The organism is Bradyrhizobium sp. BRP19, assembly GCF_020194195.1.
Classification (GTDB): Bacteria; Pseudomonadota; Alphaproteobacteria; order Rhizobiales; family Xanthobacteraceae; genus Bradyrhizobium; species Bradyrhizobium yuanmingense.
Window position 1 is genome coordinate 140,189 of sequence record NZ_JADYVZ010000009.1, and the last position, 26,128, is coordinate 166,316.

General features: G+C 62.6%; 21 protein-coding genes. 13 read left to right on the top strand and 8 right to left on the bottom strand.

Going from position 1 to position 26,128, the window contains the following annotated elements; genetic code table 11:
- Positions 1-61 precede the first annotated feature (61 nt).
- From I6F36_RS25260 to I6F36_RS25270, 3 genes are all read left to right on the top strand, one after another.
- Positions 62-1,264, top strand: coding sequence for an alanine--glyoxylate aminotransferase family protein (locus tag I6F36_RS25260; RefSeq protein ID WP_225136993.1), 1,203 nt, complete (start codon positions 62-64; stop codon positions 1,262-1,264).
- A 147-nt stretch (positions 1,265-1,411) separates the two neighbouring features.
- Positions 1,412-2,611: an alanine--glyoxylate aminotransferase family protein gene (locus tag I6F36_RS25265; RefSeq protein ID WP_225136991.1), complete on the top strand. Its 1,200-nt coding sequence runs from the start codon at positions 1,412-1,414 to the stop codon at positions 2,609-2,611.
- A 57-nt stretch (positions 2,612-2,668) separates the two neighbouring features.
- Positions 2,669-3,466: an enoyl-CoA hydratase/isomerase family protein gene (locus tag I6F36_RS25270; protein ID WP_109143034.1), complete on the top strand. Its 798-nt coding sequence runs from the start codon at positions 2,669-2,671 to the stop codon at positions 3,464-3,466.
- 821 nt (positions 3,467-4,287) lie between these two features.
- On the opposite strand, the gene I6F36_RS25275 is transcribed toward I6F36_RS25270, so the two are convergent.
- The 3 genes from I6F36_RS25275 to I6F36_RS25285 form a co-directional block, all read right to left on the bottom strand.
- Positions 4,288-5,148, bottom strand: coding sequence for a class I SAM-dependent methyltransferase (locus I6F36_RS25275; protein WP_225136989.1), 861 nt, complete (start codon positions 5,146-5,148; stop codon positions 4,288-4,290).
- A 658-nt stretch (positions 5,149-5,806) separates the two neighbouring features.
- The gene (locus I6F36_RS25280; protein WP_225136987.1) at positions 5,807-6,268 is read right to left on the bottom strand and encodes a hypothetical protein; all 462 of its coding nucleotides are present in this window, start codon (positions 6,266-6,268) and stop codon (positions 5,807-5,809) included.
- A gap of 266 nt (positions 6,269-6,534) precedes the next feature.
- Complete coding sequence (locus I6F36_RS25285; RefSeq protein WP_036043883.1) at positions 6,535-6,888, bottom strand: hypothetical protein; 354 nt, start codon at positions 6,886-6,888, stop codon at positions 6,535-6,537.
- A 280-nt stretch (positions 6,889-7,168) separates the two neighbouring features.
- Here I6F36_RS25285 and I6F36_RS25290 point away from each other — a divergent pair, with 280 nt between their 5' ends.
- The 4 genes from I6F36_RS25290 (at position 7,169) to I6F36_RS25305 (ending at position 11,467) form a co-directional block, all read left to right on the top strand.
- Complete coding sequence (locus tag I6F36_RS25290; RefSeq protein ID WP_225136986.1) at positions 7,169-8,143, top strand: tripartite tricarboxylate transporter substrate binding protein; 975 nt, start codon at positions 7,169-7,171, stop codon at positions 8,141-8,143.
- A gap of 213 nt (positions 8,144-8,356) precedes the next feature.
- Positions 8,357-8,899 (top strand): tripartite tricarboxylate transporter TctB family protein, encoded by a 543-nt coding sequence (locus I6F36_RS25295; RefSeq protein WP_225136984.1) that lies wholly within the window; start codon positions 8,357-8,359, stop codon positions 8,897-8,899.
- A 15-nt stretch (positions 8,900-8,914) separates the two neighbouring features.
- On the top strand, positions 8,915-10,432 hold the full coding sequence (locus I6F36_RS25300) for a tripartite tricarboxylate transporter permease (protein ID WP_128266766.1): 1,518 nt from the start codon (positions 8,915-8,917) through the stop codon (positions 10,430-10,432).
- 168 nt (positions 10,433-10,600) lie between these two features.
- Positions 10,601-11,467 carry an outer membrane protein gene (locus I6F36_RS25305; protein ID WP_225125707.1) on the top strand — a complete coding sequence of 289 codons (867 nt, stop codon included), beginning with the start codon at positions 10,601-10,603 and terminating at the stop codon, positions 11,465-11,467.
- Between the two features lie 87 nt (positions 11,468-11,554).
- Here I6F36_RS25305 and I6F36_RS25310 read toward each other — a convergent pair whose 3' ends face one another.
- Together I6F36_RS25310 and I6F36_RS25315 are read right to left on the bottom strand one after the other, a co-directional pair.
- Positions 11,555-12,748 carry a CaiB/BaiF CoA-transferase family protein gene (locus tag I6F36_RS25310; protein WP_225136979.1) on the bottom strand — a complete coding sequence of 398 codons (1,194 nt, stop codon included), beginning with the start codon at positions 12,746-12,748 and terminating at the stop codon, positions 11,555-11,557.
- 117 nt (positions 12,749-12,865) lie between these two features.
- Complete coding sequence (locus I6F36_RS25315; RefSeq protein ID WP_225137064.1) at positions 12,866-13,168, bottom strand: hypothetical protein; 303 nt, start codon at positions 13,166-13,168, stop codon at positions 12,866-12,868.
- A 197-nt stretch (positions 13,169-13,365) separates the two neighbouring features.
- Between I6F36_RS25315 and I6F36_RS25320 the strand changes: the two genes are divergently transcribed.
- Entirely contained in the window at positions 13,366-16,308 is a 2,943-nt protein-coding gene (locus I6F36_RS25320; RefSeq protein ID WP_225172413.1) for a M10 family metallopeptidase C-terminal domain-containing protein, read from the top strand.
- Between the two features lie 341 nt (positions 16,309-16,649).
- Positions 16,650-18,230: a lipopolysaccharide biosynthesis protein gene (locus I6F36_RS25325; RefSeq protein WP_225136975.1), complete on the top strand. Its 1,581-nt coding sequence runs from the start codon at positions 16,650-16,652 to the stop codon at positions 18,228-18,230.
- An 84-nt stretch (positions 18,231-18,314) separates the two neighbouring features.
- Here the strand turns inward: I6F36_RS25325 and I6F36_RS25330 are convergent, their stop codons facing one another.
- From I6F36_RS25330 to I6F36_RS25340, 3 genes are all read right to left on the bottom strand, one after another.
- Positions 18,315-19,277 (bottom strand): UDP-glucuronic acid decarboxylase family protein, encoded by a 963-nt coding sequence (locus tag I6F36_RS25330; protein ID WP_225172414.1) that lies wholly within the window; start codon positions 19,275-19,277, stop codon positions 18,315-18,317.
- 155 nt (positions 19,278-19,432) lie between these two features.
- A complete protein-coding gene (locus I6F36_RS25335) occupies positions 19,433-20,182 on the bottom strand; it encodes a glycosyltransferase family 2 protein (RefSeq protein WP_225136971.1) in 750 nt (249 codons plus the stop codon).
- Between the two features lie 11 nt (positions 20,183-20,193).
- Entirely contained in the window at positions 20,194-21,594 is a 1,401-nt protein-coding gene (locus I6F36_RS25340; protein WP_225136969.1) for a capsule biosynthesis protein, read from the bottom strand.
- A 163-nt stretch (positions 21,595-21,757) separates the two neighbouring features.
- On the opposite strand from I6F36_RS25340, the gene pseG reads away from it, so the two are divergent.
- The 4 genes from pseG to I6F36_RS25360 all read left to right on the top strand — a co-directional run bounded on the left by pseG (position 21,758) and on the right by I6F36_RS25360 (position 26,128).
- Positions 21,758-22,849 (top strand): UDP-2,4-diacetamido-2,4,6-trideoxy-beta-L-altropyranose hydrolase, encoded by a 1,092-nt coding sequence (pseG, locus tag I6F36_RS25345; RefSeq protein ID WP_225136967.1) that lies wholly within the window; start codon positions 21,758-21,760, stop codon positions 22,847-22,849.
- A gap of 202 nt (positions 22,850-23,051) precedes the next feature.
- The gene (locus I6F36_RS25350; RefSeq protein WP_225172415.1) at positions 23,052-23,639 is read left to right on the top strand and encodes a formyltransferase family protein; all 588 of its coding nucleotides are present in this window, start codon (positions 23,052-23,054) and stop codon (positions 23,637-23,639) included.
- Positions 23,632-24,741, top strand: a complete 1,110-nt coding sequence (pseI, locus tag I6F36_RS25355; RefSeq protein ID WP_225136963.1) for a pseudaminic acid synthase — start codon at positions 23,632-23,634, stop codon at positions 24,739-24,741. Before I6F36_RS25350 ends, pseI begins: the two co-directional genes overlap by 8 nt.
- A complete protein-coding gene (locus I6F36_RS25360; protein WP_225136961.1) occupies positions 24,734-26,128 on the top strand; it encodes a surface carbohydrate biosynthesis protein in 1,395 nt (464 codons plus the stop codon). The genes pseI and I6F36_RS25360 overlap by 8 nt, the downstream gene beginning before the upstream one ends.

The window sequence follows — 26,128 nt, forward strand, 5'->3', positions numbered from 1 at the left end:
CAAAAAATGAATGCAAAATAGCCGGCAGAGCCGGCCATAACCCGCCGAAAGGGAGCTTTGCATGCCGCAGGGACGCCATTTCCTGCAGATTCCGGGCCCGAGCCCGGTCCCCGAGCGCGTCCTGCGCGCGATGGACATGCCTGTCATCGACCACCGCAGCGCCGAATTCGGCGAGCTCGGCCGGACCGTGCTCGAAGGCAGCCAGCAGATCTTCCAGACCAGGGGGCCGGTCGTGATCTTCCCCTCGTCGGGGACCGGCGCCTGGGAAGCCGCGATCGTCAACACGCTGTCGCCGGGCGACAAGGTGCTGATGGTCGAAACCGGCCACTTCGCCACGATGTGGCGGCAGATGGCCGGGCGCTTCGGCATCGAGGTCGATTTCGTCCCGGGCGACTGGCGCCGCGGCGCCGATCCCACGGTGATCGAGGCCAAGCTCTCCGAAGACGCCGCGCGCACCATCAAGGCGGTGATGGTCGTGCACAACGAGACCTCGACCGGCGCGACCAGCCGCATCGCCGAGATCCGCGCCGCGATCGACCGCGCCTCGCATCCGGCACTCTTGATGGTCGACACCATCTCCTCGCTCGGCTCGGTCGACTATCGTCACAACGCGTGGAAGGTCGATGTCAGCGTCAGCTGCTCGCAGAAGGGTTTCATGCTGCCGCCCGGTCTCGGCTTCAACGCGATCTCGGAGAAGGCGCTGGCTGCGTCCAGGACCAACAAGATGCCGCGCTCCTATTTCGACTGGGAGGAGATGCTCAAGCCCAACGCCAAGGGTTTCTTCCCCTATACGCCCGCGACCAATCTGCTCTACGGCCTGCGCGAGGCGATCGCGATGCTGCTCGAGGAGGGGCTCGACAATGTTTTTGCGCGGCATCAGCGCTTGGCGGCAGCGACGCGGGCCGCGGTCAACCATTGGGGTCTCGAAGTGCTCTGCCAGGAGCCTTCGGAGTTCTCGCCGGTGCTCACGGCCGTGCTGATGCCGCCGGGGCATGATGCCGATCAGTTCCGGAAAGTCGTGCTCGACAATTACAACATGTCGCTCGGCTCGGGCCTGTCGAAGGTCGCCGGAAAGGTCTTCCGCATCGGCCATCTCGGCGAATGCAACGCGCTGACGCTGCTCGGCGCGCTCACCGGCATCGAGATGGGCCTGTCGGTGGCCGGCGTGCCGCACCGCGCCGGCGGCGTGGACGTCGCGATGAAGCTGCTGGAGCAGCGCCCGCAGGGCAATGCCGCGCCGCATCTGAAGATCGTCGGCACGTAAAGGTCGGCCCGCGAAGATGGTCGCGACGGAGCGGCCGAGGGCAGGCCGGCCCGCTATGCCCGAGGGGCCCTTTGGAGGAGAGGACAAGCCGGTCAAATGGTGCTATTCGGCGCCCACCAAACCAAGGCAAGACCGGGAAGGACGCCGATGACCGTGCATACTGGAAGGCATTTCTTACAGATTCCAGGACCGACCAACGTGCCCGATCGGGTGCTGCGGGCGATGGATATGCCGACTTTGGACCATCGCGGTCCGGAGTTCGCCGAGCTCGGTTTTGCCGTGCTTGCCGCAATGCAGCGCGTATTCCGCACCAAGCAGCCCGTGATCATCTTCCCCTCGTCCGGCACCGGCGCCTGGGAAGCGGCGATGGTCAACGTGTTCGCGCCCGGCGACAAGGTCCTGATGTGCGAGACCGGACAGTTCGCCGTGCTGTGGCGCGGCATCGCCGACAAGTTCAAGCTCGACGTCGACTTCATCCCGAGCGACTGGCGCCATGGCGCCGACCTTGCCGAGATCGAGAAGCGCCTTGCCACCGACAAGCAGCACGCCATCAAGGCGGTCTGCGTCGTGCACAACGAGACCTCGACCGGCTGCGTGACGCCGCCGCTGGAGGTGCGCAAGATCCTCGACCGCACCAAGCATCCGGCGCTGCTGATGGTGGACACCATCTCCGGCCTCGGCTCGATGGAATATGAGCACGACGCCTGGGGCATCGACGTTTCGGTCGCCGGCTCGCAGAAGGGCCTGATGCTGCCGCCGGGCCTCGGCTTCAACGCGGTCTCGGAGAAAGCGCTCGCGGTCGCCAAAGCCAACCCCGGCATGCGCTCCTACTGGGACTGGCAGGAGGTGATCAGCTTCAACAAGCTCGGCACCTTCCCCTACACGCCCGCAACGAACCTGCTCTACGGCCTGCGCGAGGCGGTGAAGATGCTGGAGGAGGAGGGGCTGGAGAACGTCTGGACCCGCCACAAGCGCCACAGCGCCGCGACGCGTGCTGCGGTCAAGGTCTGGGGCCTGGAGACGCAATGTGCCGATCCCGCCGCGCATTCGCCGGCGCTGACCGGCGTGCGCGTGCCCGAGGGACACGATGCCGACGCCTTTCGCAAGGTGGTGCTGGAAAACTTCGACATGTCGCTCGGCACCGGCCTGAACAAGGTCAAGGGCAGGGTGTTCCGCATCGGCCATATCGGCCATTTCAACGATCTGATGCTGATGGGCACGCTCGCCGGCGTCGAGATGGGTCTCGATCTTGCAAAGATCCCGCACCGGAGCGGCGGCGTGCTAGCGGCGATGGACGTCCTCAAGGGACGCGACGCGGTGCCGATGACCAAGGCTCAAGTCGCCTAAGGCTCAGGTTGCCTGAGGGCGGCCTGACCGAACTTTAACGAAGAAAGTGAGCGCGCGATGAACGCACCGACGACTGCCAACGAAGACCTGCTCTACTCCGTCACGGACGGCATCGCGCGGATCACCTTCAACCGCCCGCAGGCGCGCAACGCCATGACCTTCGCCATGTATGACCGCATGGCGGAGATCTGCCAGGAGATCAACGTCGACCGTTCGATCAAGGCGCTGATCCTGACCGGCGCGGGCGACAAGGCGTTCGCCTCCGGCACGGACATCTCGCAATTCCGTGCCTTCAAGACCGCGCAGGATGCGCTCGACTACGAGGCGCGCATCGATCGCGTGCTCGGCACGCTCGAGCAGTGCCGCGTGCCGGTGATCGCGGCGATCGCCGGCGCCTGCACCGGCGGCGGCGCGGGGATCGCGGCCTGCTGCGATCTTCGCATCGGCACCGAGACGACGCGGATGGGCTTTCCAATCGCACGCACGCTCGGCAACTGCCTGTCGATGTCCAACATCAGCCGCGTCGTCGCGCTGGTCGGTCCCGCCCGCACCAAGGATATGATCTTCAAGGCGCGCCTGGTCGAGGCGCCGGAGGCGCTGGCGCTCGGCCTGCTCAACGAGGTCGTGCCTGACGTGGAGACGCTGCAGCGCCGTGCCGACGAGACTGCAAAGCTCGTCGCCAGCCACGCGCCGCTGACGCTGGAAGCGACCAAGGAAGCGGTGCGCCGCATCCGCCGCACGCTCTCGCGCGAGGAAGGCGAGGACCTGATCCTGAAAGCCTATATGAGCGAGGATTTCCGCGAGGGCATGGACGCCTTCCTCAACAAGCGGGCTCCGGTCTGGAAGGGCAAGTAGCGCGCATCTTCAATACCCGCTGCAGCGCCACCGTATCCAGTCCCACCCAAAGCGCCCCCGACAGCCGCCGGCAAGCACGATCTCGACAATGCCCGTGCTTGCACGTTGCGCAGGCGTGAATATACCGGTTGTGGGTCACTGGAGATCGTGGCGAGGCGCGGCCAGCGCATTCGAGGTGCGTAGTGGCCTGGCTGAACGGCCTCCAGCTAAGACAGCCGCTTGCCAAGCGTGCATCTTATCACCTCGGGCCCTCCAAGCACCAATGAAGACCATCGCCGCTTAGGGGGGGCGGTTGGCTATCTTGCCGTCCCAACAAAATATCCGTCTGTGTCACCGTCCTTAGTGAATCTGGGACAGACGCAAAAGCCGCCCGGTGAGCTGCGAGTTGGACACATGACCTCTGGTGTTTCCGGCGGTAGTTCGGAGGCCTTCACGAGGCATTGCGATTTAGGTTTGGGATCGAAATCCTGCGACGACTCACGGTAGTGGCTGACCGCAATGAAGACCCACGCGATATCAGTCATCTCGGCCGCGCGCGCGATGGCTAGATAGCGGCTCTTGTTAGCAACGGCAATCTTTGCGGGGTGCGCGAATTCGGCTTCGCGGGTGAGTCAGGCTTTCGACCAGCGAGCGGCGTTCGCCCGCGTCAGGGCGCTGAGGTTTACCATGTGATTTTCCCAAAGAAAAAGCCGCCCGAAGGGGCCGGCGTGGTCGGTACTATTCTATTCGAGCGTGTCGGCTATCTAATGCCGCCGGCACAGATCGCGAGCACAACCGAAATGGCCGCAATCGCGATCAGTACCCAAGGAATGTGCGGCTGATCATCTTGCAATGATGCGGCCCTTGATAGCGAAGAGGTCGGCCGCATCGTAGTTTTTAAACCGATCCGCGATCTTCAGATCCGGCGGTGACTCTCCCGCAACCGAACTTTCTTCCAGGATCGTGAACCCGGCTTCCTTGAACATCCGCACATAGTCGCTGTGCCTGAGCCGATTCACATACTGCTTACCACTATTGAACGGCCGCCACTCCTTGTCGGAGTAGCGCAGGAAGTTCAGACGAGAGACCGACTTATCCGACCGCGCATAATGATCACTATAGTCGATCGAGTGCGTCGTGATGCCCTTGGTGATAGCACGCAGTCCTTTGAGCAGAAAGGCAAGCTGATCGGCCGGAACATGCTCAAGGACTTCATTCGAGCAGGAGCAGTCGACCGTCTCATCATCTGGGCTGACATAGTGCGGGGCAAGGTACTTGACCCCGAACTGCTCCAGTTCATCCCATGAACGCAACTGCAACTGACCGGCCAGGAGGCGATTGGCCGCGTGCTGGATCAGATCCAACTTGCCTAGCCGCTCAACATCGCATGCAATGACCTTCGACACACCCAAGCGCCGGAGTGCCAATGGCACTGCGAGATCGCGCCCTGCCCCAACTTCAAGAACAGAGGCCGGCATCCCGCCGATGTGCCGCGCATAGTCTTCAACGACGCGCCGGGCTATGCCGGCCAAAGAATCCAGCGTCGTCGGCCTTCTAGGCCAGTTCCTCGTAACGTGCCGCTGCAAGAAATAATGGGCGTGGGCCCCACCAGGAAGCTCAAGAGCACGAAATGCCAGGGCTTTGATCCGCCAATCCATCGCGGCAAAACCTTTACAAGCGATAATCTCTCTCTGCAAGGTCATGGGTTAAAGAACACCCCAGCCGTCCTTCGGACGCGCATCAGCCGCCCTACTGGAACCAGCACCTTGCCCGTTATTCACCAAGTTGACGCAAGCGCCCTGCTTGACAGTGTTAAAGATCGCGAAATTTCCCGGCGTGTTGGTGCCTTGGAGCGTGACAAACTGAGTGCAATTGGCGCCCCGGTCGAGTTCATCACCACATTGGAGTGGATCCTGCGGCACGCCCTTGGCGAACACGGTTGTGCCAATGCTGGCTAGCAGAAACACCAGGACGCCTTGAGGGTGCATACGTCTCCTCGAACGATTGCCGAAGATGGCTGGCCACACTCAGAGTTTAATACCGGCTTGAAATTCCTGACATCCGTTAACGAGTGACGTGGAACCGTACGCCCAATCGCGTGCCGCGGTACATGAGCTTCAAATCATCTGCCGAGATGCAGCATGGCTGGCGCGCCATCAGGACCAACGCAAACTGCTTTCGCTCTATGAACCGATCTGCTTTAGTAATTTGTTGTGTTCGCAATCGAGTTGAGCAGTTCTCCAGCAATGTCGCTATGGCCCGGCACTAATAAATCCCCGTCCTAGATTGATATTGCAGGGTCGGAATATGTGAGGGGAGCTTTTGATTCATTCCTCGCGCCCGACATCCATCCCGGCCCGTCTACGTCTCGCGAGTTTCTTGGTAACCCGTAGCTTCATCTATGAGGCGCATAGTGCATGAGCGTTGAAGCTGCTCGGCGATAATTCCGGCGCGGTGAGCAACGTTGCGCTGAACGGCCCTTAGGACTCCGGCTCGTTGGGCGCGCGCAAAGACATCGCAGACCTCCGGCAGGAAGTTCGCCGCGTACCCGAATGCCTTAAAGCCCTGCTTGGTACGAAATTCGATCTGGTTAGCCATCATAACCAACTCTTCGCCGATAAAGGGCTTTAGGTTCTGCACTGTCAAAAAAGCAGGGAGATTGGCGCCGCTCCTGTAATACTGACGTCCCTTGGGGGGGCGAATGCGACCTAGGCCCACCATGAAGCCACTCTGAGTCACCAGGCGCTGTCCGTCATTGAGAACGGCAACCTCAATCTCGATGCCGCTAAACCGGATGACGCCTTCATGCGTCGCTTGCGGCAAGTGTCTCGCCCAACGGGCCTTGGCGGCCTTCCGCGCAATCTCCCTTCGCTCGTCACCGGATAGCGCGGCTGCTCTAGCTGTGCCGCCAGCGGCTCGGGCGGGAACTCCCCACTTCACTTTCCACCGCGTTCTCTTCCGCTCGTGGCCGTGGTTCAAAGTCAGTTTTCTACTGGTACTCATATTTTCAGGAATATGGTTGGAAAACGAAATTGCAAGCACAGACGAAACAGAATGCCTGTTAGGAGCCGTGCTTGCGGCTAGTAATGTTACCCTTCGAGCAGAGCCGGGTCGTTCAAAACGTCCTTAACACGTGCGGGTGAAGAGCTGTGCCAGACCGCTGTGCAGAATGCCTTGAGGATCACGTCTCTGCATTGAATTTGTGGAACCGGCCGAAACGTCGCGGCGAGAGCTTGAGCCACACTGAGTGCGCGGTAGACATCCCGCTCCTGATAGAGCTTCAGACCAAGCAGGCTTCCCAACAATCCACCCCAGAAGCTGTGCTTGTGAGAGCGTACCAAGACGCCCCTGCTGCCAACAGAGACCCAACAGGCGTCCCCGCTGTCGAGGATGATCGTTGCGTCATGGCCAAATTTCTCATTGATGTAGAGGAGGCGCGGCATCACTTCAGCACTTCAAGTACATTTCGCAAACTCAGAAAGGCGAACGGCTGAGGGCCCAAGATCTTTAGGCCCAAGAAGATCATTGATCTACCCTTCGCCTCCGATAGGACCAGCTCCCTTGCAGCTCGTATAGCGCGTGACTTGTCTTATTCCAAAGTCATAACCGGGATTGACGCGGGATGGCTTGAACTCGGCCGGATTCGCCAGCACAATGGGCCGAGTTCATCGCTGAATTTCCAATGTAAACAAGAAGATAGGGAAGACGCACGTGGGACATGGAATGAAGGCCGCAATCGCGCTTGCAACCGCGCTTTGTGGCGCGCCGGCTGTTGCGGGCTGGGAGCCGACGAAACCGGTGGAGATCGTGGTGGCGGCGGGCGCGGGTGGCGCCTCCGACCAGATGGCCCGGATGATGCAGGCCGCGATCCAGAAGAACAATCTGATGAAGCAGCCGATGGTGGTCTCGCTCAAGGGCGGCGCCTCCGGCGCGGAAGCGCTGATGTACATGAAGTCCAGCGAGGGCGATCCCAACAAGGTGCTGATCGCCTATTCGCTGATCTACATGCTGCCGCTGTCGGCGAAGATCCCGTTCAACTGGCGCGAGCTGACGCCGGTCTCCGTGGTGGCGCTCGACCAGTTCGTGCTGTGGGACAACAGCGCGGGCCCCAAGACGTTGAAGGACTTCGTCGCGGCCGCCAAGGCTGCGAGCGCGCCGTTCAAGATGGGCGGCACCGGCTCCAAGCGCGAGGACCACGTGCTCACCGTGTTCCTGGAGCAGAAGACCGGCGCGAAATTCTCCTATCTGCCCTACAAATCCGGCGGCGAGGCCGCCACCCAGCTGGTCGGCAACCACACCGAAGCCAACGTCAACAACCCATCCGAAAATCTCGAAGTCTGGCGCGCCGGCCAGGTGCGTCCGCTCTGCGTATTCGACAGGGAGCGCATTGCCTATACGACCAAGGTGACCGACACCCAGTCCTGGGCCGACATCCCGACCTGCAAGGAGGAGGGCGTCGACGTGCAATATCTGATGCTGCGCGCGATGTTCCTGCCCGGCAAGGTCACGCCGGAGCAGCAGGCATTCTACGTCGATCTGTTTCACAAGGTGACGCAGACCGCGGAGTACAAGGACTACATGGAGAAGCAGGCCTTGAAGCCGATCTTCCTCACCGGCAAGGACATGGTGCAGTTCCTCGAGGAGGACGATGCGCTGAACAAGCAGCTGATGACGGAAGCCGGTTTCGTCGCGAAGTAGCTCTCTCTTCTCCCTCGCCCCGTTCTTACGGGGAGAGGGCAGGGTGAGGGGCTCTCTCCACGAGTTGAGCTCGTAGAGAGAGCCTCTCACCCGGCGCTTTGCCATAGCCGAAGCTTCGCTTCGGCGTTCTAGAAAACGGCCGCGGATCCGGCCTCTGCCTCTCCCCGTCAGCACGGGGAGAGATGCACAATCCCCAGCCTCGCATCTGAGCCCATGTCCCAAACCGATATCGAAATCGTCGTCGAGGATCCTACCGCGCCCGAAGACGATTCCCCTTCCGTCGTCTCTTCCGGCACGATCGAGATCGTCGTCTGCCTGCTGCTGCTCGCGCTCGCGGTCACGCTCGGCTACGACAATTGGCGCACCGGCGCGTCCTGGGATGCGACCGGGCCGGAGCCCGGCTATTTCCCGTTCTATCTGTCCGTCATACTCGCCGGCGGCAGCCTCTACGGTCTGATCGCCGCGCTGCTGGCGCGGCGCGTCTCGCCCGGAACCTTCATCGCGCGCGCGCAAGGCCGCCGCGTGCTGGCGGTGTTCGTGCCGACGCTGCTGTTCTGCCTGGCGACGCAGTTCCTTGGCCTCTATGTCGCGAGCTTTCTCCTGATCGCGGGCTTCATGCGGCTGGTTGGCCGGATCGCGTTGTGGAAGTCGCTGCTCACCGCGTTCGCGTTCACGGCGATCATGTTCGTCACCTTCGATGTCGCCTTCGACGTCATCATGCCGAAGGGGCCGCTCGAAGCGGCCCTCGGCCGCTAAGCGGAGCCGCGCGCGATGGAAGCTCTCGGTCTCCTGCTCCACGGCTTTGCCGTCCTGCTGACGTGGAAGACGCTCGTGCTGATGATGGTCGGGCTGGTGCTCGGCATCTTCGTCGGCGTGCTGCCCGGGCTCGGCGGCCCCAACGGCGTTGCGATCCTGTTGCCGCTGACCTTCACGATGGACCCGACCTCGGCCATCGTGATGCTGTCCTGCATCTATTGGGGCGCGTTGTTCGGTGGTGCCATCACCTCGATCCTGTTCAACATCCCGGGCGAAGCCTGGTCGGTCGCGACCACTTTCGACGGCTATCCGATGGCGCAGCAGGGCAGGGCGGCGGAGGCGCTGACTGCGGCGTTCACCTCCTCCTTCGTCGGCTCGCTGGTCGCGGTGCTCCTGATCACCTTCCTCGCGCCGATGATCTCGTCCTTTGCGCTGAAGTTCGGCCCGCCCGAGTTCTTTGCGGTGTATCTCCTCACCTTCTGCTCCTTCGTCGGCCTCGGGCGCGAAGCCAAGCACAAGACCGTCATCTCGATGTCGCTGGGCCTGCTGCTGGCCGGCATCGGCATGGATACGGTGTCCGGCAGTCTGCGCATGACCTTCGGCTCGCCGGAGCTCTTGCGCGGCATCAACTTCCTGGTCGCCGTCATCGGCCTGTTCGGCATCAGCGAGATCCTGCTGACGATGGAGGAGCGCCTTGCGCTGCGCGGGCATGCGGCTAGCATCTCGCTGCGCGTCGTGCTCGGCGTCTGGAAGGATCTGCCGAAATACTGGGTGACGCTGCTGCGCTCCTCTTTCATCGGTTGCTGGCTCGGCATCACCCCGGGCGGTGCGATCGCGGCCTCCTTCATGGGCTACAATCTGGCAAAACGTTTCGCCAAGGAGCCCGAGAGTTTTGGCAAGGGCCGCATCGAGGGCGTGTTCGCGCCGGAGACGGCGGCGCATGCCTCCGGCACCTCGGCGCTGCTGCCGATGCTGGCGCTCGGCATTCCCGGCTCGGGCACGGCCGCGATCCTGCTCGGCGGGCTGATGGTGTGGGGTCTCAATCCGGGGCCGCTGCTGTTCGTCGAGCACAAGGATTTCGTCTGGGGCCTGATCGCCTCGATGTATCTCGGCAACGTCGTCGGCCTCGTGCTGGTGCTGACGACGGTGCCGATCTTCGCCTCGATCCTACGCGTGCCGTTCGCGGCGGTGGCGCCGATGATCGTGGTATCTTGCGCGATCGGCGCCTATGCCATCCAGAACGCGATGTTCGACATCTGGCTGATGCTGGGTTTCGGCGTGGTGGGCTACGTCTTCAAGAAGATCGGCATTCCGCTGGCCCCGTTCACCCTGGCGCTCGTGCTCGGCAACCGCGCTGAGGATGCCTTCCGCCTGTCGATGATCGGCTCGGGCGGCACCCTGAAGGTGTTCTGGTCGAACGGCCTGGTCGGCTCGATCACAACCCTGGCGATTGTGCTGCTATTCTGGCCGGTGATCGACCACCTCCTCGCCCGTGTCGGGTTGACGCATGGGACCAGGGCGACATCGGCCTAGGGCGCTGGACCAATCTTTTTTGAAATCAATGGTTTATAAGTAAGGTAGCTTTTCGGTCGGGATACCACCGCGTGTCCGATTGTTTCCGAATGTTGCCGCGGCGGCACAGCCCTTGGGCGAGGAGGCGGGTATATTTCGATCACAAGATCGTGCAAGGGGGAATTCTCTATGAAGCGGGTAGTGATTGGAATGGCGGCCGCGATGTCGCTGTTTGCGACCGGCGCGCTGGCTGCCGATCTCGCGGCAAAGCCGTATGTCAAGGCGCCTATCGTCGATCCGGTCTGGAGCTGGACCGGCTTCTATGTCGGCGCCAACGGCGGCTACAGCTGGGGCCGTTCGCGCACTGACGTCACCTATACCAACACGGCGACCGGTGCGGTGATCGCGCCGCCGGCCGGATCCGTCACCAGCGCCTCGTTCGACATGAACGGCGCCGTCGCCGGTGGCCAGGCCGGCTACAACTGGCAGAGCACGAATTGGGTGTTCGGCATCGAGGGCGACCTGAATTGGTCGGACGAGAAGGGACGGGCCGGCTTCAGCTGCGCCCCCACCAGCCTTGCAGGCGGCGCCTGTCTTCCCGGCTTGACCTTTCTGCCCCCCGGCGCTGCTGCCGGCACCACTCTGACGCTCGACCAGCATCTGCAATGGTTTGGCACGGTGCGCGGCCGCGTCGGCATTCTGGCGACGCCGAAAGTGCTGTTCTATGGCACCGGCGGCGTGGCCTTCGGCGAGATCAAGACCACGGGCACCATCGTCGGCTTCACCCCGGCTGGTGTCACGGTCGCCTCGACCAGCTCTTCGTCGGACACGCGGGTCGGCTGGACCGTGGGTGCGGGTGTGGAAGGCAAGATCACTCAGAACTGGAGCGCCAAGCTCGAATATCTCTATGTGGATCTCGGCCGGTTCTCGTCAGGTCCGTTCTCGCTGGCGCCGTTGCCCACGATTGCGGCCAGTGCTTCCTCTCGCTTCACCGACCACATCCTGCGCGCCGGCATCAACTATCAATTTGGTGGCCCGGTCGTCGCGAAGTACTGAGCGAGCTGGATCACAAAAGAGGCGTCTAACAATAAACAAAGCCCGGCCTCGTGCCGGGCTTTGTCGTTGCAGGCGGGGCGCGCGAAGTCACACCACCTTGGCGTCGCGGAGCCTTGCGATCTCGTCGGTCTCGAAGCCGAACTCCTTCAGCACTTCGTCGGTCTGCTCGCCGAATTCCGGCGGCCGCGCCACCATCCTGCTCGGCGTGCGCGACAGCGTCACGGGCTGGCCGACCAGGCGGATATCCCGGCCTTCATCATTCGGCACGTCCTGCGCAATGCCGAGATGCCTGACCTGCGCGTCCTCGAACATCTGGTCGATGGCGTATATCGGCCCGCAGGGCACGCCGGCCTCGTTGAGCTCGCGGACCCAGGTCTCGGTCGACTTCGTCACGGTGCGCTTCTCGATCTCGGCGTTGAGCGCATCGCGATTCTTCGAGCGGGCGGGAGCCGTCGCATAGTCGGGATGAGTGTAGAGCTCCGGCGCGCCGATCGCCTGCGCACAGCGCTCCCAGATCCGCCCGCCCGTGGTGGCAATGTTGATGTAGCCGTCGGAGGTCTTGAACACGCCGGTCGGAATGCTGGTCGGATGGTTGTTGCCGGCCTGTTTGGCGACCTCCTTCTCCATCAGCCAGCGCGCGGCCTGGAAGTCGAGCATGAAGATCTGGGCCTGCAGCAGCGAGGTCTGCACCCACTGGCCCTTGCCCGAGACCTCGCGCTCGAGCAGGGCGGTGAGGATGCCCATCGCGCAAAACAGACCGGCACTGAGGTCGGCGACGGGGATGCCGACCCGCATCGGGCCTTCGCCCGGCGCGCCGGTGATCGACATCAGCCCGCCCATGCCTTGCGCGATCTGATCGAAGCCCGGCCGCTTGTGGTAGGGGCCGTCCTGGCCGAAGCCGGAGATGCTGCCATAGACGATGCGCGGGTTGATCGCGGCGAGGCTGTCGTAGTCGATGCCGAGCTTCTTCTTCACGTCGGGCCGGAAATTCTCGACCACGACGTCGGCCTTGACGGCCAGGCGCTTGAACACCGCGAGCCCGCGCTCGTCCTTCAGGTTCAGCGTCATCGCCCGCTTGTTGCGGTGCAAATTCTGAAAGTCGGAACCGCGCCGTGGCCCGCCCGGCTGCTCGCCGCCGGCATCCTCGGTCAGCGCGTCGATCTTGACGACGTTGGCGCCCCAGTCGGCGAGCTGGCGCACGCAGGTCGGCCCGGAGCGGACACGGGTCAGATCGAGCACGGTGAAGCGCGACAGGGCTTCCGAGGCATGCGGAAAGGGCATCGTGAAAGGCTCCGGGACAGTTTGCGGCCTACCATAGTGGCCAGAGATCACGCGACAAGCCGGGCCGGCGCCGATGCCGCCTGCTGAAATGCGATGCCTGAGGCGGTGTCTGTGAGATCAGCGCGGCAGGCGCTTCAAGTCGGCCCGCGCCTGCGCGGCGAGGGGATCATCGCCATGGCGCGCAATGAAGAGCTCAAGGGCCTCCCGCGTACCCTTCCGGCGGGCAGCTTCATATTCCTCGGCCACCGCAGCGGCAGGATCTCGCGCCATCGGCATGGAGGGCGCGCGCCCTGCCTTGCTGCTGTCGTCTGCTTTGGCCCTCTCCACCATCACAGGCAGTCCTCCGAGACGTTGATGGGACAATCCAGTAAGCGCAATCAAGGCGCCAAACAGGCCGGCCGGGAGTGTGCGTCGTTTCATGAAACCCTGCAATTCACGGGTGTTCCGGGAACGAAACTCTATGTTGGTGTTCCGTATGACTACGGGATTTAATGGCTAACACGGCCTTATGGGAGCAGCGCAAACGCCGCTGCCCCATTTAAACCAAACGTTTAACTCTCTAGCTAGAATCATGTGCCCCCGCGGCGAATCACACGACGCGTTGCTTGGAGAGTCCATTGGCCACCGCCGCTTATGTCAGTGCCACCAACAACGCCGAGATTGACGGCCTGCTGTCCGGCGTCAAATGGTCAGGCACGATCACCTACAGCTTTCCTGATGCGCCGAGCGACTATTCGAATCCTTATTCCGGCGGCAGCGGCGAACCAACCACCTCGGGCTTTGCCTCGGTGCCCACCCAGATCCAGGCGGCGATCAACTACGCCGTCGGATTGATCCTGAGCTACACCAACGCCAACATCCAATATGCGGGCACCAACGGCGCCGACCTCATGATCGCGCAGTCGTCGGCCGCCAATCCGACCGCCTACGCCTACTATCCCGGCAATTATGCACCCGGCGGCGACATCTGGTTCGGGACTCAATACAATTTCTCGCTGGCCAAACTCGGCAATTACTACTTCACCACTGCGCTGCACGAGCTCGGACACGCGATCGGCCTCAAGCACAGCCAGGAGGCCGGCGGCCCCGGCAACGTTGCGGTGCCGAGCGCGCATGACAGCAGCGAATACACCGTCATGAGCTATCGCAGCTATGTCGGCGCTTCGACCACGGGCGGCTACACCAACGAAGCCTACGGATATTCGCAGACCTACATGGCCAACGATATCCTCGCGCTCCAGACGATGTACGGCGCGGACTACACGACGCAGAGCAGCAGCACCGTCTACACCTGGAATCCGACCACGGGGCAGCAGTTCATCAATGGCGTCGGCCAGCTCGCACCCGGCGGAGGCGTCGGCGGCTCGGCCAATCGCATCTACGAGACGGTCTGGGACGGCGGCGGCACCGATACCTACGACCTGTCGAACTACACGACGAACCTGAGCATCAACCTCAATCCCGGTGCCTCATCGGTGTTCTCCTCCGTGCAGCTGGCCTATCTCGGCAACGGCCACTACGCATCGGGCAACGTCTACAACGCCTATCTCTATAACGGCGACGCGCGCTCCTACATCGACAACGCCACCGGCGGGTCCGGCAACGACACGATCATGGGCAACGCCATCGCCAACGTGCTGAACGGCGGTTCGGGGAACGATACGATCACCGGCGGCGCCGGCAACGACACGATCATGGGCGGTGCTGGCAGCGATACCGCAGTGTATTCCGGCAACCGAACCAACTATGCCATCTCGTACAACGCGAACACGCAGACGTTCACGGTTGCCGATCAGCGTCTGAATTCGCCTGACGGCACGGATATGCTGACAGGAGTGGAATATTTTCGATTCGCGAACGGTACGTTCGCGAGCTCCACGTTCGTGGCGCCAATCGTGATCGAGGCGCTGGGGACGACGAGTTTGGTGCAGGTCGGTAACGGTTACTCGATGAACCCTGTTTCCGGCGGAACGGGACCGCAGCTGGAATTTAGCGGCGCACCCGTCAGCGTCGACATGTGGGCGGGCTGGGCCCCGATCGCGGCGGAGCAAACGGGTGGCGGTTACAATGTCGCCTGGAAGAATGCGGGCACGGGACAGTACAATCTTTGGAGCACCGACTCGAACGGCAACTACATCACGAACCTGTTGAGTTTTGTCTCGGGTACCAACCTTGCACTGCGATCGTATGAATCAGTGTTCCAGCAGGACCTGAATGGCGACGGGACTGTTGGTGCGCCGACGATAGCGATCGAATCCGCCGGCTCAACGATCTTGGTCCAGATCGGGAATAACTATTTTCTCAATCCCGCGGCAGGCGGGATAGGGCCACAGCTCATGTATTCGGGCGCGGCGGTCACAACCGGCATGTGGGCTGACTGGGCCCCGATCGGGGCAGAGCAGACAGGTGCTGGCCACGTCGTGGCCTGGAAGAATGCGGGGACGGGCCAGTACAACGTCTGGAGCGCCGACTCGAGTGGCAACTACGTCACAAACCTCCTCAGTTTTGCTTCCGGGACGAGCATGGCACTGCAATCGTATGAGAGCACGTTCCATCAGGATCTCAATGGTGATGGAGTGATTGGTGCTCCGTCGATAGCGATCGAGACCGCCGGCTCAACCAGCCTGGTCCAGCTTGGAAGCAACTATTTTCTGAATCCCGTTGCAGGCGGAACCGGGCCCCAGCTCGTGTTTTCGGGGGCGCCGGTCACGGTCGGCATATGGACGGGCTGGGCGCCGATCGGGGCTGAGCAGACCGGCAGTGGCTACAATGTGGCCTGGAAGAATGCGGGTACGGGCCAGTACAACATCTGGAGCACCGACTCGAATGGCAATTACATCACAAACCTTCTGACTTTTGTTTCCGGGACGAACACGGCACTGCAATCGTATGAGAGCACGTTCCATCAGGATCTCAACGGCGATGGTGTAATTGGTGCACCATCGATCGCGATCGAGACGGCCGGCTCAACGAGTTTGGTCCAGGTTGGAAACAACTATTTTCTGAATCCCGTTGCAGGCGGAACCGGGCCCCAGCTCGTGTTTTCGGGTGCGCCGATCACGGTCGGCATGTGGACGGGCTGGGCGCCGATCGGGGCTGAGCAGACCGGCGGTGGCTACAATGTGGCCTGGAAGAATGCCGGCACGGGCCAGTACAACATCTGGAGCACCGACTCGAATGGCAATTACATCACAAACCTTCTGACCTTTGTTTCCGGGACGAGCACCGCACTGCAATCGTATGAGAGCACGTTCCATCAGGATTTGAATAGCAATGGTGTTGTATCGGCATCAGCAATCGGCACCCCGGCTTCCGGTTCGACGATTGCGACGATCGCGAACGACTCTTTTGTGTTCAATTCCGACGTTTCCGAATCCAGCCACCATGACCACTTTCCTGAAGCGCTTGTCTTGAACACAGATAACGTAAGCGCACCCTCGTTGGACCCATCCAGGCTGACGCTAGACGCCCTGACACACGGCGACGGGCATTTCGCAGATCTTCTTTCAAGTAACATCAATGAACTTGTAAACCTCGTTGGTCACGACCTGTTCGCGTGACGTATGGAAGCGAGCTTTTGCGGATAGCAAAAGCAGCCGCCCGGCACTAATGCCGGTGAGGGGCCATTATCGGAATTCGGGCTCAACCCGCGTGTTGTGGTTCTGCCGCCGAGAATAGATTCTACCGCGTGCTGATCGAGCGGTTCGCATCTCGTGACAGCGCCGCAGAGATCCGGCTTCATGGGTGTGGATGAGGAGCCGCGAGGCCGCCGAAACCGATCGAAGCGCCTCCTGCGCTGATGCCGATCAGGGCCGTGGCGGGTGATAGCGCCGCCATTGCCTAAGCAGCTCAACCGCCTTAAGACGCGGCTTCAACGTTCCAATCGCCGGAAGGGTGCGGCTTGACCGATACGCAGACTGACGCGCCCGGCGAGGCCGATGGTCCGAAGGGTATCGGCGGTGCCGGGCGCGCCCGCCGGCTCATTCACGGTTGGTCGGCGAATCTGGTGCAGATCGTGTTGGGGTTGACCCAGCAGCTGCTGCTGCTTCCGGCCTTCCTGCGTGTCTGGAGCAGCGACCTGCTCGCGGCGTGGCTCGTGATCTATGCCGCGGGCGGCCTCGTCGTCGTGGCAGATTCGGGACTGCAGCTTCGCGCGATCAACCGGTTCCTTTCTTTCTGGTCGTCTGCCGACTCGGACGGTCGGACCGCGCGATTTTATCGCGCCATGCAGCGGATCTATCTAGCCATTATCGCAGGTCTCGCTGCGCTCCTCTGCGCCGCCATCTATGTCGCGCCGCCCTCGGCTGTGCTCGGCTTTCATGCGACGCCGACAATCGATGCCGCGATGCTGGTGATGACCCTCGGCATGCTCCTTAGCGTGCCCGGCAACCTCGCCGCAGGCCTCTATCGCGTGCGTGGTCGATATGGCCGTCTCATCTGGCTGCAAAACGCCGCTTTGTTGCTCGGCCAGTTCGCCCAGCTTGCCGCGCTATTCACGTCCGGAACCCTGCTCGCGGTGGCGGCTGCCTTCGTCTCGACGCAGCTGCTGTTCACGATCTTCATCGTCGCGTTCGATGCGCCGCGCCTGTTTCCGTTCCTGCGCCTTGCCGCAAGATCATCGTTCAAAATGCCATCATGGCGCTGGAGCATCGGACAGCTTGGTCGCGCGCTGCCGTTCGCCGTCACCAACGTCGCTGAGCTCGCGCTCGTCAACTTGCCGGTCCTGCTGGTCTCTGCGCTCGTCACCGACCGCGTCGCGGTCGCACAATGGGGGCTGACGCGCTTGATCACGGGTCTGGTGCGCGCGCTCTGTCTGTTGGTTGCCTTGCCGTTCGGCGCGGAGCTGGGCCACGATCACGCGATCGGTGACAAGGAGCGACTGCGCCGCCACTATGCCTACGGATCGGCATTCGTGACCGGGCTCGCGTCTTTGGTCGTTGCAGGCATGCTGCCGTTCTGGCCCGACTTCTTCGCGCTCTGGACCCATGGCAGCATTCCCTATGACGGTCCGCTTGCGGTGATCCTGTTGCTCGGCTCGGCTGCGGTCGCGCCGTCGTTGCTGGCGCTGGTCTTCGCCAGCCACAGCAATCACGGCGAACTGCTGATCCGAACCAAAGGTCTCCAGCTCGTCATCTTCTTGGCGCTGTCATTCGCGCTGATCCCCAGCATCGGGCCGCTCGGCGCCGCGGCCGCGGTGGTCGCAAGTGACATCCTGATCCAATTCGGCCTGCTCGGATGGTTGATCATGCGGCAGACCTTGCGGCGACCGTTGAGACATATTGCGTTTCTGCTGGTCATGACCGCCGTGATCGTGGCAGCGGGCTGGATGATGGGGCGTGAGATCAATGCGCTCGTGCCCGGTAGCGGACTCGTGAATTTCGTTGCCGAGTGTGCGATCTGGCTGATCGTTGTGGGCGTGCTCGCAAGACCGCTGCTGAGTGCGGCCGTGCGCGACCGGCTTCGCGCCATGGTCCCAACTTAGACCTGACGCGAATGGGCTGGCTTAGCGGTGTAACTCAGCCCAGCGCAGCCAGCTGCGGGACAGTTCAGTCATGTGCGCGCGGGATCAGGCGATTTCGAGCGAGTGCTTGAAGTAGGCGATCGTCTCCTTCAGCCCGTCTTCGAGCGCAACCTTCGGCTCCCAGTTCAGCACCGCCTTCGCCTTGGTGAGGTCGGGCTGGCGCTGACGCGGGTCGTCCTGCGGCAGCGGCTTGAACTCGAGCGTGGAGCGCGAGCCGGTGAGCTTGATGACCTTCTCGGCGAGCTCGCGGATCGTGAACTCGGAATTGTTGCCGAGATTGATCGGGCCGGTGACGTCTTCCCCAGTCACCATCAACCGCATGATGGCCTCGACGAGGTCGTCGACATAGCAGAACGAGCGGGTCTGGCCGCCGTCGCCGAACACGGTGATGGGCTCGCCCTTCAACGCCTGGACGATGAAGGACGAGACCACGCGGCCGTCATTTGGCTGCATGCGCGGGCCGTAGGTGTTGAAGATGCGCGCGACCTTGATCGGCAGGCCGTGCTGGCGCCAGTAGTCGAAGAACAGCGTCTCGGCGCAGCGCTTGCCCTCGTCGTAGCAGGAACGGATGCCGATCGGGTTGACGTTGCCCCAATAATCCTCGGTCTGCGGATGGATCAGCGGATCGCCATAGACCTCGCTGGTCGAAGCCTGGAAGATGCGTGCCTTGAGCCGCTTGGCGAGCCCCAGCATGTTGATGGCGCCGTGCACCGAGGTCTTGGTGGTCTGCACGGGATCGCGCTGGTAGTGGATCGGTGAGGCCGGACAGGCGAGGTTGAAGATGGCGTCCACCTCGATGTAGAGCGGGAAGGTGACGTCGTGCCGGACCGCCTCGAACAGCGGATTTGCGATCAGATGGGCGATGTTGCGCCGGCTGCCGGTGAAATAATTGTCCGCGGACACCACCTCGGCGCCGGCATCGAGCAGCCGCTCGCACAGGTGCGAACCGATGAATCCGGCGCCCCCGGTCACGAGGATGCGGCTGTTTCTGTAGTTTTCAAACGGCATGATCGGTTCCAGACTGTTCGCGACGGCGCGGGCTGAGTGGTATCGGCAACGGCCGGACTCGCCAATAGCCAAGTGGGTTTGGATAGAGGTGCTATAATACCTCTACTGTGCATGGGGTTGTTTTGGCATTTTTTCAGTCGGATCCCGGCATACGGCTAGAACTCCCGCCGCTTCAGCCAGGCCCGAGCCCCCCAATGGGCGAAGCACCAGGCCGATCGGGCCAAGGAGAGCTGCTCGACGTTGCGGTAGATCTGCCAGACCCATTTGGCCGAGCGCAGCGGACGACTGGAGACCGAGGATCCTCTGACCCGGTAGCGGGCCAGATCCTCGTTGAGGCCGTAGGCGGTATGGCCGCGCTTGAGGATCGAGAGCCACAGGCAGAAATCGTCGTAGCCCTCGTTCTTCATCGCGACGGGACCTGCGATCTCGCGGTCGACCATCGCGGTCAGTGTCGCGATCGCAGTGTTCTTCAGGAGCTGCCCATAGGTGAGCGAGGCCGGCACCTCGATCAGCCGGCCAGTCACCGTGTTGGTGTCGTTGATGCGGCGAAAGGCGGTGTAGCTGAGCGCGGCCTGCTTTGCCTTTGCGAAGGCGAGCTGTCGCTCGAGCTTCTCGGGCAGCCACAGATCGTCGCTGTCGAGGAAGGCGAGATAGCGGCCCTTCGCCTGGTCGATCGCGGCCTGACGCGCCAGCGCCGGCCCGCCGTTCTTCGCCTGCCGGATCAGCTTGACGCGCGGATCGCGCTCGCCGATGCCGGCGATGATCTGCGGGGTCTTGTCCGTCGAGCAGTCGTCGGCGATCAAGAGCTCCCAATCTGTGAATGTCTGGCTCTGCACCGAGCGGATCGTCTCCTCGATCAGGCCTTCGACGTTCCAGGATGGAGTGATGATCGAAACGAGCGGCATGACGGGTCCGTTCAGTTCGCGCGGTCAGGCGCGGCGATTGCGGTACGCAAGGAGGCCGCAAAGGTGTCGAGCAGCTTGGTGTCGCTGACATAGAGCTCGCCCGGATAAGACCGTCGCCAGGCCGACTCGAAATAGGGCGCGCCCTTGGCGGGATCGAACGGCCCGGCGGCGAGCGCCGCGCGCAACCGTGCGGGTACGTCGGCCAGACGATCGACCGCATAGACCAGCGGACAGGAGCGGTAGAATGCGTCGCCCATCACCACCACCGGCTTGCCGAGCAGCAGCGCTTCGGCGCCCGACTTGCTGTTGACGGATATGACGGCGTCGGAGCGGTTCAGCACGGTGTAATTGTTGGTCTGTGGCGGCAGCAGTACGAAATTGTCGAAGCGACGCGCCAGTTCGAACAGGCGATCGGCCGAAATCGCGCCGATTTGGGCAGGATGCTCCTTTGCCACCAGAACGTGCGAATCCGGGATCGTGCGCAGCAGGAAATCGACGGTCGCAACCTGATCCAGATAGTCGGGCGAGCGCAGGGTTAGAGCCATGTCGGCCGGCACGTGGAAGGGATAGTAAACGAACCGCGCGTCCGGGATGGGACGATAGAGCTTCTTCAGCCGTGTCGCATTGAGGGCCATCGCGGCATGAACGCGGGCATGGCGCAGATTGTGTCCGAATTCCTGGTGCTTGCCGAGCGCGAACTGGTCCCAGAGCTTCTCGGCGAGGCGGCGCGAATTGCGCAGATTGACCACCTTCTTGAAGGCGGCCGAATAGTGATGCTGGTCCTTCTTGGGGATGACGATGGCCTGCTGTTTCAGGGTGTCGTCGAGATAGGCGCGCACTTCGGGCGACACCGTGTCGGCAGGTGTCGCCATCACCTGCGGCGCGGCAAGGCTGTCCGGCGTGAAGTACATCCGGCCGCGGAAGAATGACGGCTCGATGAACCAATTGCGGATGTTGCGGCGTTTCGCAGCGTAGAAGCTCGAGATCACCGAGAGAAAGCCGCCGAGCTCCTGCACCAGCACGGCGCGCTTGCCTTGCCCCGCGAGACGGTCGAGCAAGGTCTCCATGGCGTTGGCGTAGATCATGAAGCGTTGGCGCAATGCCGCGCTGTCGCGAATGCCGAAAGTGAAGCGCTCGTGGCTGAACAGGAAATTGGAGCCGTCGAGGCCATAGGCTTCGATCCGTGCATCGAAAGCCTTCCGATCATCGGGCGAGGGGGCGACCTCGAGGCCCTCGCGGTACATGTTCGTGACCGGCACGCCGGCCGCCACCGACATCTCGGCGCTCCGATCGTCGAAGGCGAGCAGTTCGACGTCGCATCCTGACGTGCGCAGCCGTTGCGCCACCGGAATCCAGAACCGGGTCTGGTATTCGGCTAGCGTCGTGATCAGGATGGTCTTGGAGGAGCTCATGTCGGGTTTTGGGGTGCGCTTAGTTGCGGTTTCCGCATATAGAAGCCAGCGAGATAGCTCAAGGGTGGATTGGAATGAGTTCCGGTCCAGATTGTGGTAGCCGGCGGTCTCATCGGCTACGATCGCGGGCAGGACGAGGTCGTGGGTAGGGTTCACGAACAGCATGCAGCGAGCAATCTTTCGCGTTGACGCATCGGTCCAGATGGGCATGGGGCATCTCACCCGATGCCTCACTTTGGCGAATGCGCTCGCCGAAAAGGGAGCGCAGTCGTGCTTCCTCCTGCGCAGCCACGCCGCGGGACTTGTGGCGTTGGTTGAAGCAAACGGACACGCCGTCCGGCTCTTGCCGGATCCGTCCGCGGGAAGCCGTCTCGAGACGGCTGAGGCGAGCACGTATGCGCATTGGCTGCCGACAACATGGCAACAGGACGCAGAGCAGACCTCTTTCGCCCTGAACCAGATCGGCGTAGCCGATTGGCTCATTGTGGACCATTACGCGCTCGATTTTCGCTGGGAAAACGCATGCCGGCGCGGTGCGTCGAGACTTCTGGCAATCGACGATCTCGCCGATCGCCGGCATGACTGCGACCTCCTGCTCGACCAGAACCTCGTTCGGGAGATGCACGCGCGCTACCGGGACCGGGTGGTCGAGACCTGTGTGCAACTGCTCGGGCCGCGATACGCCCTGCTGCGCCCCGATTTCGCGCAGCAGCGTCGCCTGTTGACGGGCCGCAGCGGCGAGATTGGCCGCATCCTGGTCTGCTACGGCGGCTCCGATCCCGCCAATGAGACCGCCAAGGCGTTGCGAGCGATCGCGGACCTCGAGCGGCCGTCGGTGGAGGTGGATGTCGTCGTCGGGCCGAGCAATCCTCATGCGGACGAGATCGTGCAATTGTGCCGCGGGTTGTCGGGAGCACGGGTCCATCGGGGGGCGGACAACATCGCCGAATTGATGCGGCGGGCCGATCTTTCAATCGGGGCGGGTGGCGTGATGAGCTGGGAGCGCTGTTGCCTCGGCCTGCCTGCCGTGGCGGTCGACATCGCCGACAACCAGGTCGGTGCGCTGACGGCCCTGGCTGATGCCGGAGCTGCACTCTATTTGGGTTCCGCGGCCGCCGTCACGGTTGAGATGCTTGCCGAAGGCCTCCTTTCGTTGCTCGACAGTGCACCTCGCGTCAGGGCGATGGGGCAGGCTGCCCTGGCGCTGGCGGACGGCGAAGGGAGGAACCGAGTCGTGACCCAAATGTACGACTAGGCCATTGATTCCAGACCACAATCCTTCCGCGGGCCCAAAAATTACGGGGGGCGGGCAGCCAGCTGGTGGCCAAGCCGGACTTTCGTGCTAAAGGCGGAACGAAGCTTGAGAATCCCGCTGTTCGGTCCGTCGGTTGAAGATGAAGATTTCGATCCTCTGCTCCAGCGCGTCGCATCCGATTTACCCTCATCTGCAGCATTGGGTGCAGGTCACCGGTGCGACGCACGCGGTCGAACTCGTGCAAAGAAAGGCGGAGCTCTCGGGCGGGGACATCCTGTTCCTGATCTCGTGCCACGAGATCATTTCGGCGGGGGATCGCACACGCTACGGCAAGAGTCTCGTCATTCATGCGAGCGACCTTCCCCAGGGGCGCGGGTGGTCGCCGCACATCTGGCAGATCCTGGAGGGAAAGAATGACATCGTGGTGTCGTTGCTGGAGGCCGAGGACCAGGTGGATACGGGCGCCATCTGGGCGCAGCGCCACCTGATCCTCGAAGGCCATGAACTGTTCGACGAGATCAATGCGAAGCTGTTTGCGATCGAGCTCGATCTCATGAACGAGGCTTTGGCGAGCATCGGGCGGAAGGCGCCGGTTGCTCAGGATGGCCGCGCGCCGACCTACTATCCTCGGCGTTCGCCTGCGGATTCGAGGCTGGATCCGGCCCAGCCACTGGCTCGGCAATTCGAGCTTCTGCGGGTGGCGGATCCCGAGCGCTTTCCCGCGTTCTTCGATTTCCGCGGTCACCGTTACCTGGTGCGCCTCGAAAAGGTTGGAGCAATCGATGACTGACACGATATCCATCTCCGGGCGCGCGATCGGCCAGTCTCACGAGCCGTTCATCATTGCGGAGATGTCGGGAAACCACAATCAGTCGCTTGAGCGCGCGTTGGCGATCGTCGAGGCCGCCGCGAAGGCGGGAGCTCACGCGCTCAAGCTGCAGACCTATACGGCCGACACGATGACGCTGGCGCTCGCGCGCGACGAGTTTTTCATCGACGATCCTGACAGCCTCTGGAAAGGTCGTTCCCTGCACGAGCTTTACCAGCAGGCCTACACGCCCTGGGAGTGGCATGGACCGATCTTCGACCGTGCGCGCGCGCTCGGCATGATTCCGTTCTCGACTCCGTTCGATGCGAGCGCCGTCGATTTTCTCGAAGGTCTCGGTGTCGCCTGCTACAAGATCGCCTCGTTCGAGAACACCGATCTGCCGCTCATTCGCAAGGTTGCGGCTACCGGCAAGCCCATGATCATCTCGACGGGAATGGCCACGGTCGCCGATCTCGACGAGACGGTGAGGGCGGCGAGGGGGGCGGGCTGCGAGCAACTGGTCTTGCTCAAATGCACCAGCACCTATCCGGCGACGCCCGCCGACACCAATCTGCTGACAATTCCCCATATGCGCTCGCTGTTCGGCTGCGAGGTCGGGCTGTCGGATCACACGTTCGGTATCGGTGCATCAGTCGCAAGCGTTGCGCTCGGTGCGAGCGTGATCGAGAAGCATTTCACGCTCGCCCGCGCCGACGGCGGCGTCGATTCCACCTTCTCGATGGAGCCCGAGGAGATGGCGGCCCTCGTGGTGGAGACGAAGCGCGCCTGGCTCGCTCTCGGCCAAGTCTATTATGGTTTGACTGAGAAAGAGAACAAGTCGCTCGTGTTCCGCCGGTCGCTCTACGTGGCGGAGGATCTCGCACCCGGTGACGTGCTGACCGAGCAGAACCTCCGCATCATCCGGCCCGGTCTTGGCCTGCCGCCGAAATATTTCGAGACACTGCTTGGCAAGCGTGTCGGCCGCGCGGTTCGGCAAGGAACGCCGATGAGCTGGGATTTGCTCTCGTCTGCAGATGATGAGTTTCTGACGCCGCAAGGCATGGCGAGGAGCGTCCGTGGCTGATCGGCCGCATGTCTGCCTGGTCGTCGATAACCCGCTTCGCGACCTCGAGGGACTGGTGCTGCTCGCGCGGCAATTGTCGACACGCGGCATGCAGGCTACGCTCGTGCCCATGTACGAGCAGGGATTCGACGTTCCGGCCGTGCGGCCTGATCTCGTGCTGGTAAACTACACGCGTCCCAACAATGCCGATCTGATCAAGTCCTACAAGAGCGCCGGGATCTTGGTCGGTGTTCTCGATACGGAAGGAATCGGCGGCAAGAATGCGGATCAGTTTGCCCGCATGGTGAAGAGTGCGGGCTGTCCCGATCTCGTCGATCTCTACTGCGTCTGGGGCCAGGCGCAATACGCGGCATTCCTCCGGCAGGACACGGTCGCGGCGGATCTCCTGCACGCCACCGGCTGTCCGCGCTATGATTTCTGCGCGCCACCCTGGCGCGCGGCGTTGCCGAAGCCGTCCGTCGGGTCGGGCTATGTTCTCATCAACACGAACTTCCCGACCGTCAATCCGCGCTTCTCCGGCAGCACCGCTCACGAGGAGGAGTCGATGGTCAAAGCGGGCTTCGAGCGCGAATTCGCCCGCCAGTTCATCGCCGATGGCGCCCATGCCTATCGCAGTACTCTGGATATGGCGATCAAGCTCGCGCAGTATTTTTCCGACGTGCAGTTCGTGCTGCGGCCGCACCCATTCGAGAACATCAGCTCGTATGATGCGTTCGCGGCTCTGCCGAACGCAAAGGTCATCCAGACCGGAACTTCGCTCGAATGGATCAGCGGCGCGCGCCTGCTCGTTCATCAGAACTGCTCGACAGCGATCGAGGCGACCATGCTGGACGTCGAGCCGTTGAGCATGGAGTGGTTCAACACCCCGGCCCTGCGTCTCGATGCGGCGACGCGGGTCAGTCGAGGCGCCGCCACGGAAGCCGAAATGATCGAACTGGTCCGGCAGGGTCTCGAAGGTCGTATGCCGTCGCTGCCCGCCGAGACTGCGGCTTTTCGCCGTGAAATTCTCAGCGACCTCTATACCGCCGTGGACGGCGCGAGTTCCGCTCGCGTGTCCGAGGTGGTGCTTGCGACAATCTCCGCCCGGCGGGGCAAGGCGCCGACGCATGCGTCGGCGCGGCCTTCCATGCGCGGGATGGCCGCGGCTGCTGTTCGTCGAAGTCTGGGCTACGGGACGAGTTCGTTGCTGCGGCGTGCTTGCAGCTCCGCCGAAAGCGAACGTCGCCGGGACGGCAAGGCGTTCGGCATCGAGACCGTGAATTCGATATTGAAACGCCTCGACGAGGCTTCCATCGACGGCAGGCGCTTTGTCGCCCGGCCAGCCGCGAACGTTCGTGTGAAGCGAATGATGAGCGGAGCGAGCGTGCAGCTCGCGGAATTGAACTGA

Excerpts from the sequence above, each read along its gene's own strand:
- I6F36_RS25265 (WP_225136991.1), top strand. The coding sequence starts at position 1,412 with ATGACCGTGCATACTGGAAGGCATTTCTTACAGATTCCAGGACCGACC.
- I6F36_RS25260 (WP_225136993.1), top strand. The coding sequence starts at position 62 with ATGCCGCAGGGACGCCATTTCCTGCAGATTCCGGGCCCGAGCCCGGTC.
- I6F36_RS25275 (WP_225136989.1), bottom strand. The coding sequence starts at position 5,148 with ATGACCTTGCAGAGAGAGATTATCGCTTGTAAAGGTTTTGCCGCGATG.
- I6F36_RS25340 (WP_225136969.1), bottom strand. The coding sequence starts at position 21,594 with ATGAGCTCCTCCAAGACCATCCTGATCACGACGCTAGCCGAATACCAG.
- I6F36_RS25330 (WP_225172414.1), bottom strand. The coding sequence starts at position 19,277 with ATGCCGTTTGAAAACTACAGAAACAGCCGCATCCTCGTGACCGGGGGC.
- I6F36_RS25270 (WP_109143034.1), top strand. The coding sequence starts at position 2,669 with ATGAACGCACCGACGACTGCCAACGAAGACCTGCTCTACTCCGTCACG.
- pseI (WP_225136963.1), top strand. The coding sequence starts at position 23,632 with ATGACTGACACGATATCCATCTCCGGGCGCGCGATCGGCCAGTCTCAC.
- I6F36_RS25300 (WP_128266766.1), top strand. The coding sequence starts at position 8,915 with ATGGAAGCTCTCGGTCTCCTGCTCCACGGCTTTGCCGTCCTGCTGACG.
- I6F36_RS25310 (WP_225136979.1), bottom strand. The coding sequence starts at position 12,748 with ATGCCCTTTCCGCATGCCTCGGAAGCCCTGTCGCGCTTCACCGTGCTC.
- I6F36_RS25295 (WP_225136984.1), top strand. The coding sequence starts at position 8,357 with ATGTCCCAAACCGATATCGAAATCGTCGTCGAGGATCCTACCGCGCCC.
- I6F36_RS25315 (WP_225137064.1), bottom strand. The coding sequence starts at position 13,168 with ATGAAACGACGCACACTCCCGGCCGGCCTGTTTGGCGCCTTGATTGCG.
- I6F36_RS25305 (WP_225125707.1), top strand. The coding sequence starts at position 10,601 with ATGAAGCGGGTAGTGATTGGAATGGCGGCCGCGATGTCGCTGTTTGCG.
- pseG (WP_225136967.1), top strand. The coding sequence starts at position 21,758 with ATGCAGCGAGCAATCTTTCGCGTTGACGCATCGGTCCAGATGGGCATG.
- I6F36_RS25285 (WP_036043883.1), bottom strand. The coding sequence starts at position 6,888 with ATGCCGCGCCTCCTCTACATCAATGAGAAATTTGGCCATGACGCAACG.
- I6F36_RS25290 (WP_225136986.1), top strand. The coding sequence starts at position 7,169 with ATGAAGGCCGCAATCGCGCTTGCAACCGCGCTTTGTGGCGCGCCGGCT.
- I6F36_RS25335 (WP_225136971.1), bottom strand. The coding sequence starts at position 20,182 with ATGCCGCTCGTTTCGATCATCACTCCATCCTGGAACGTCGAAGGCCTG.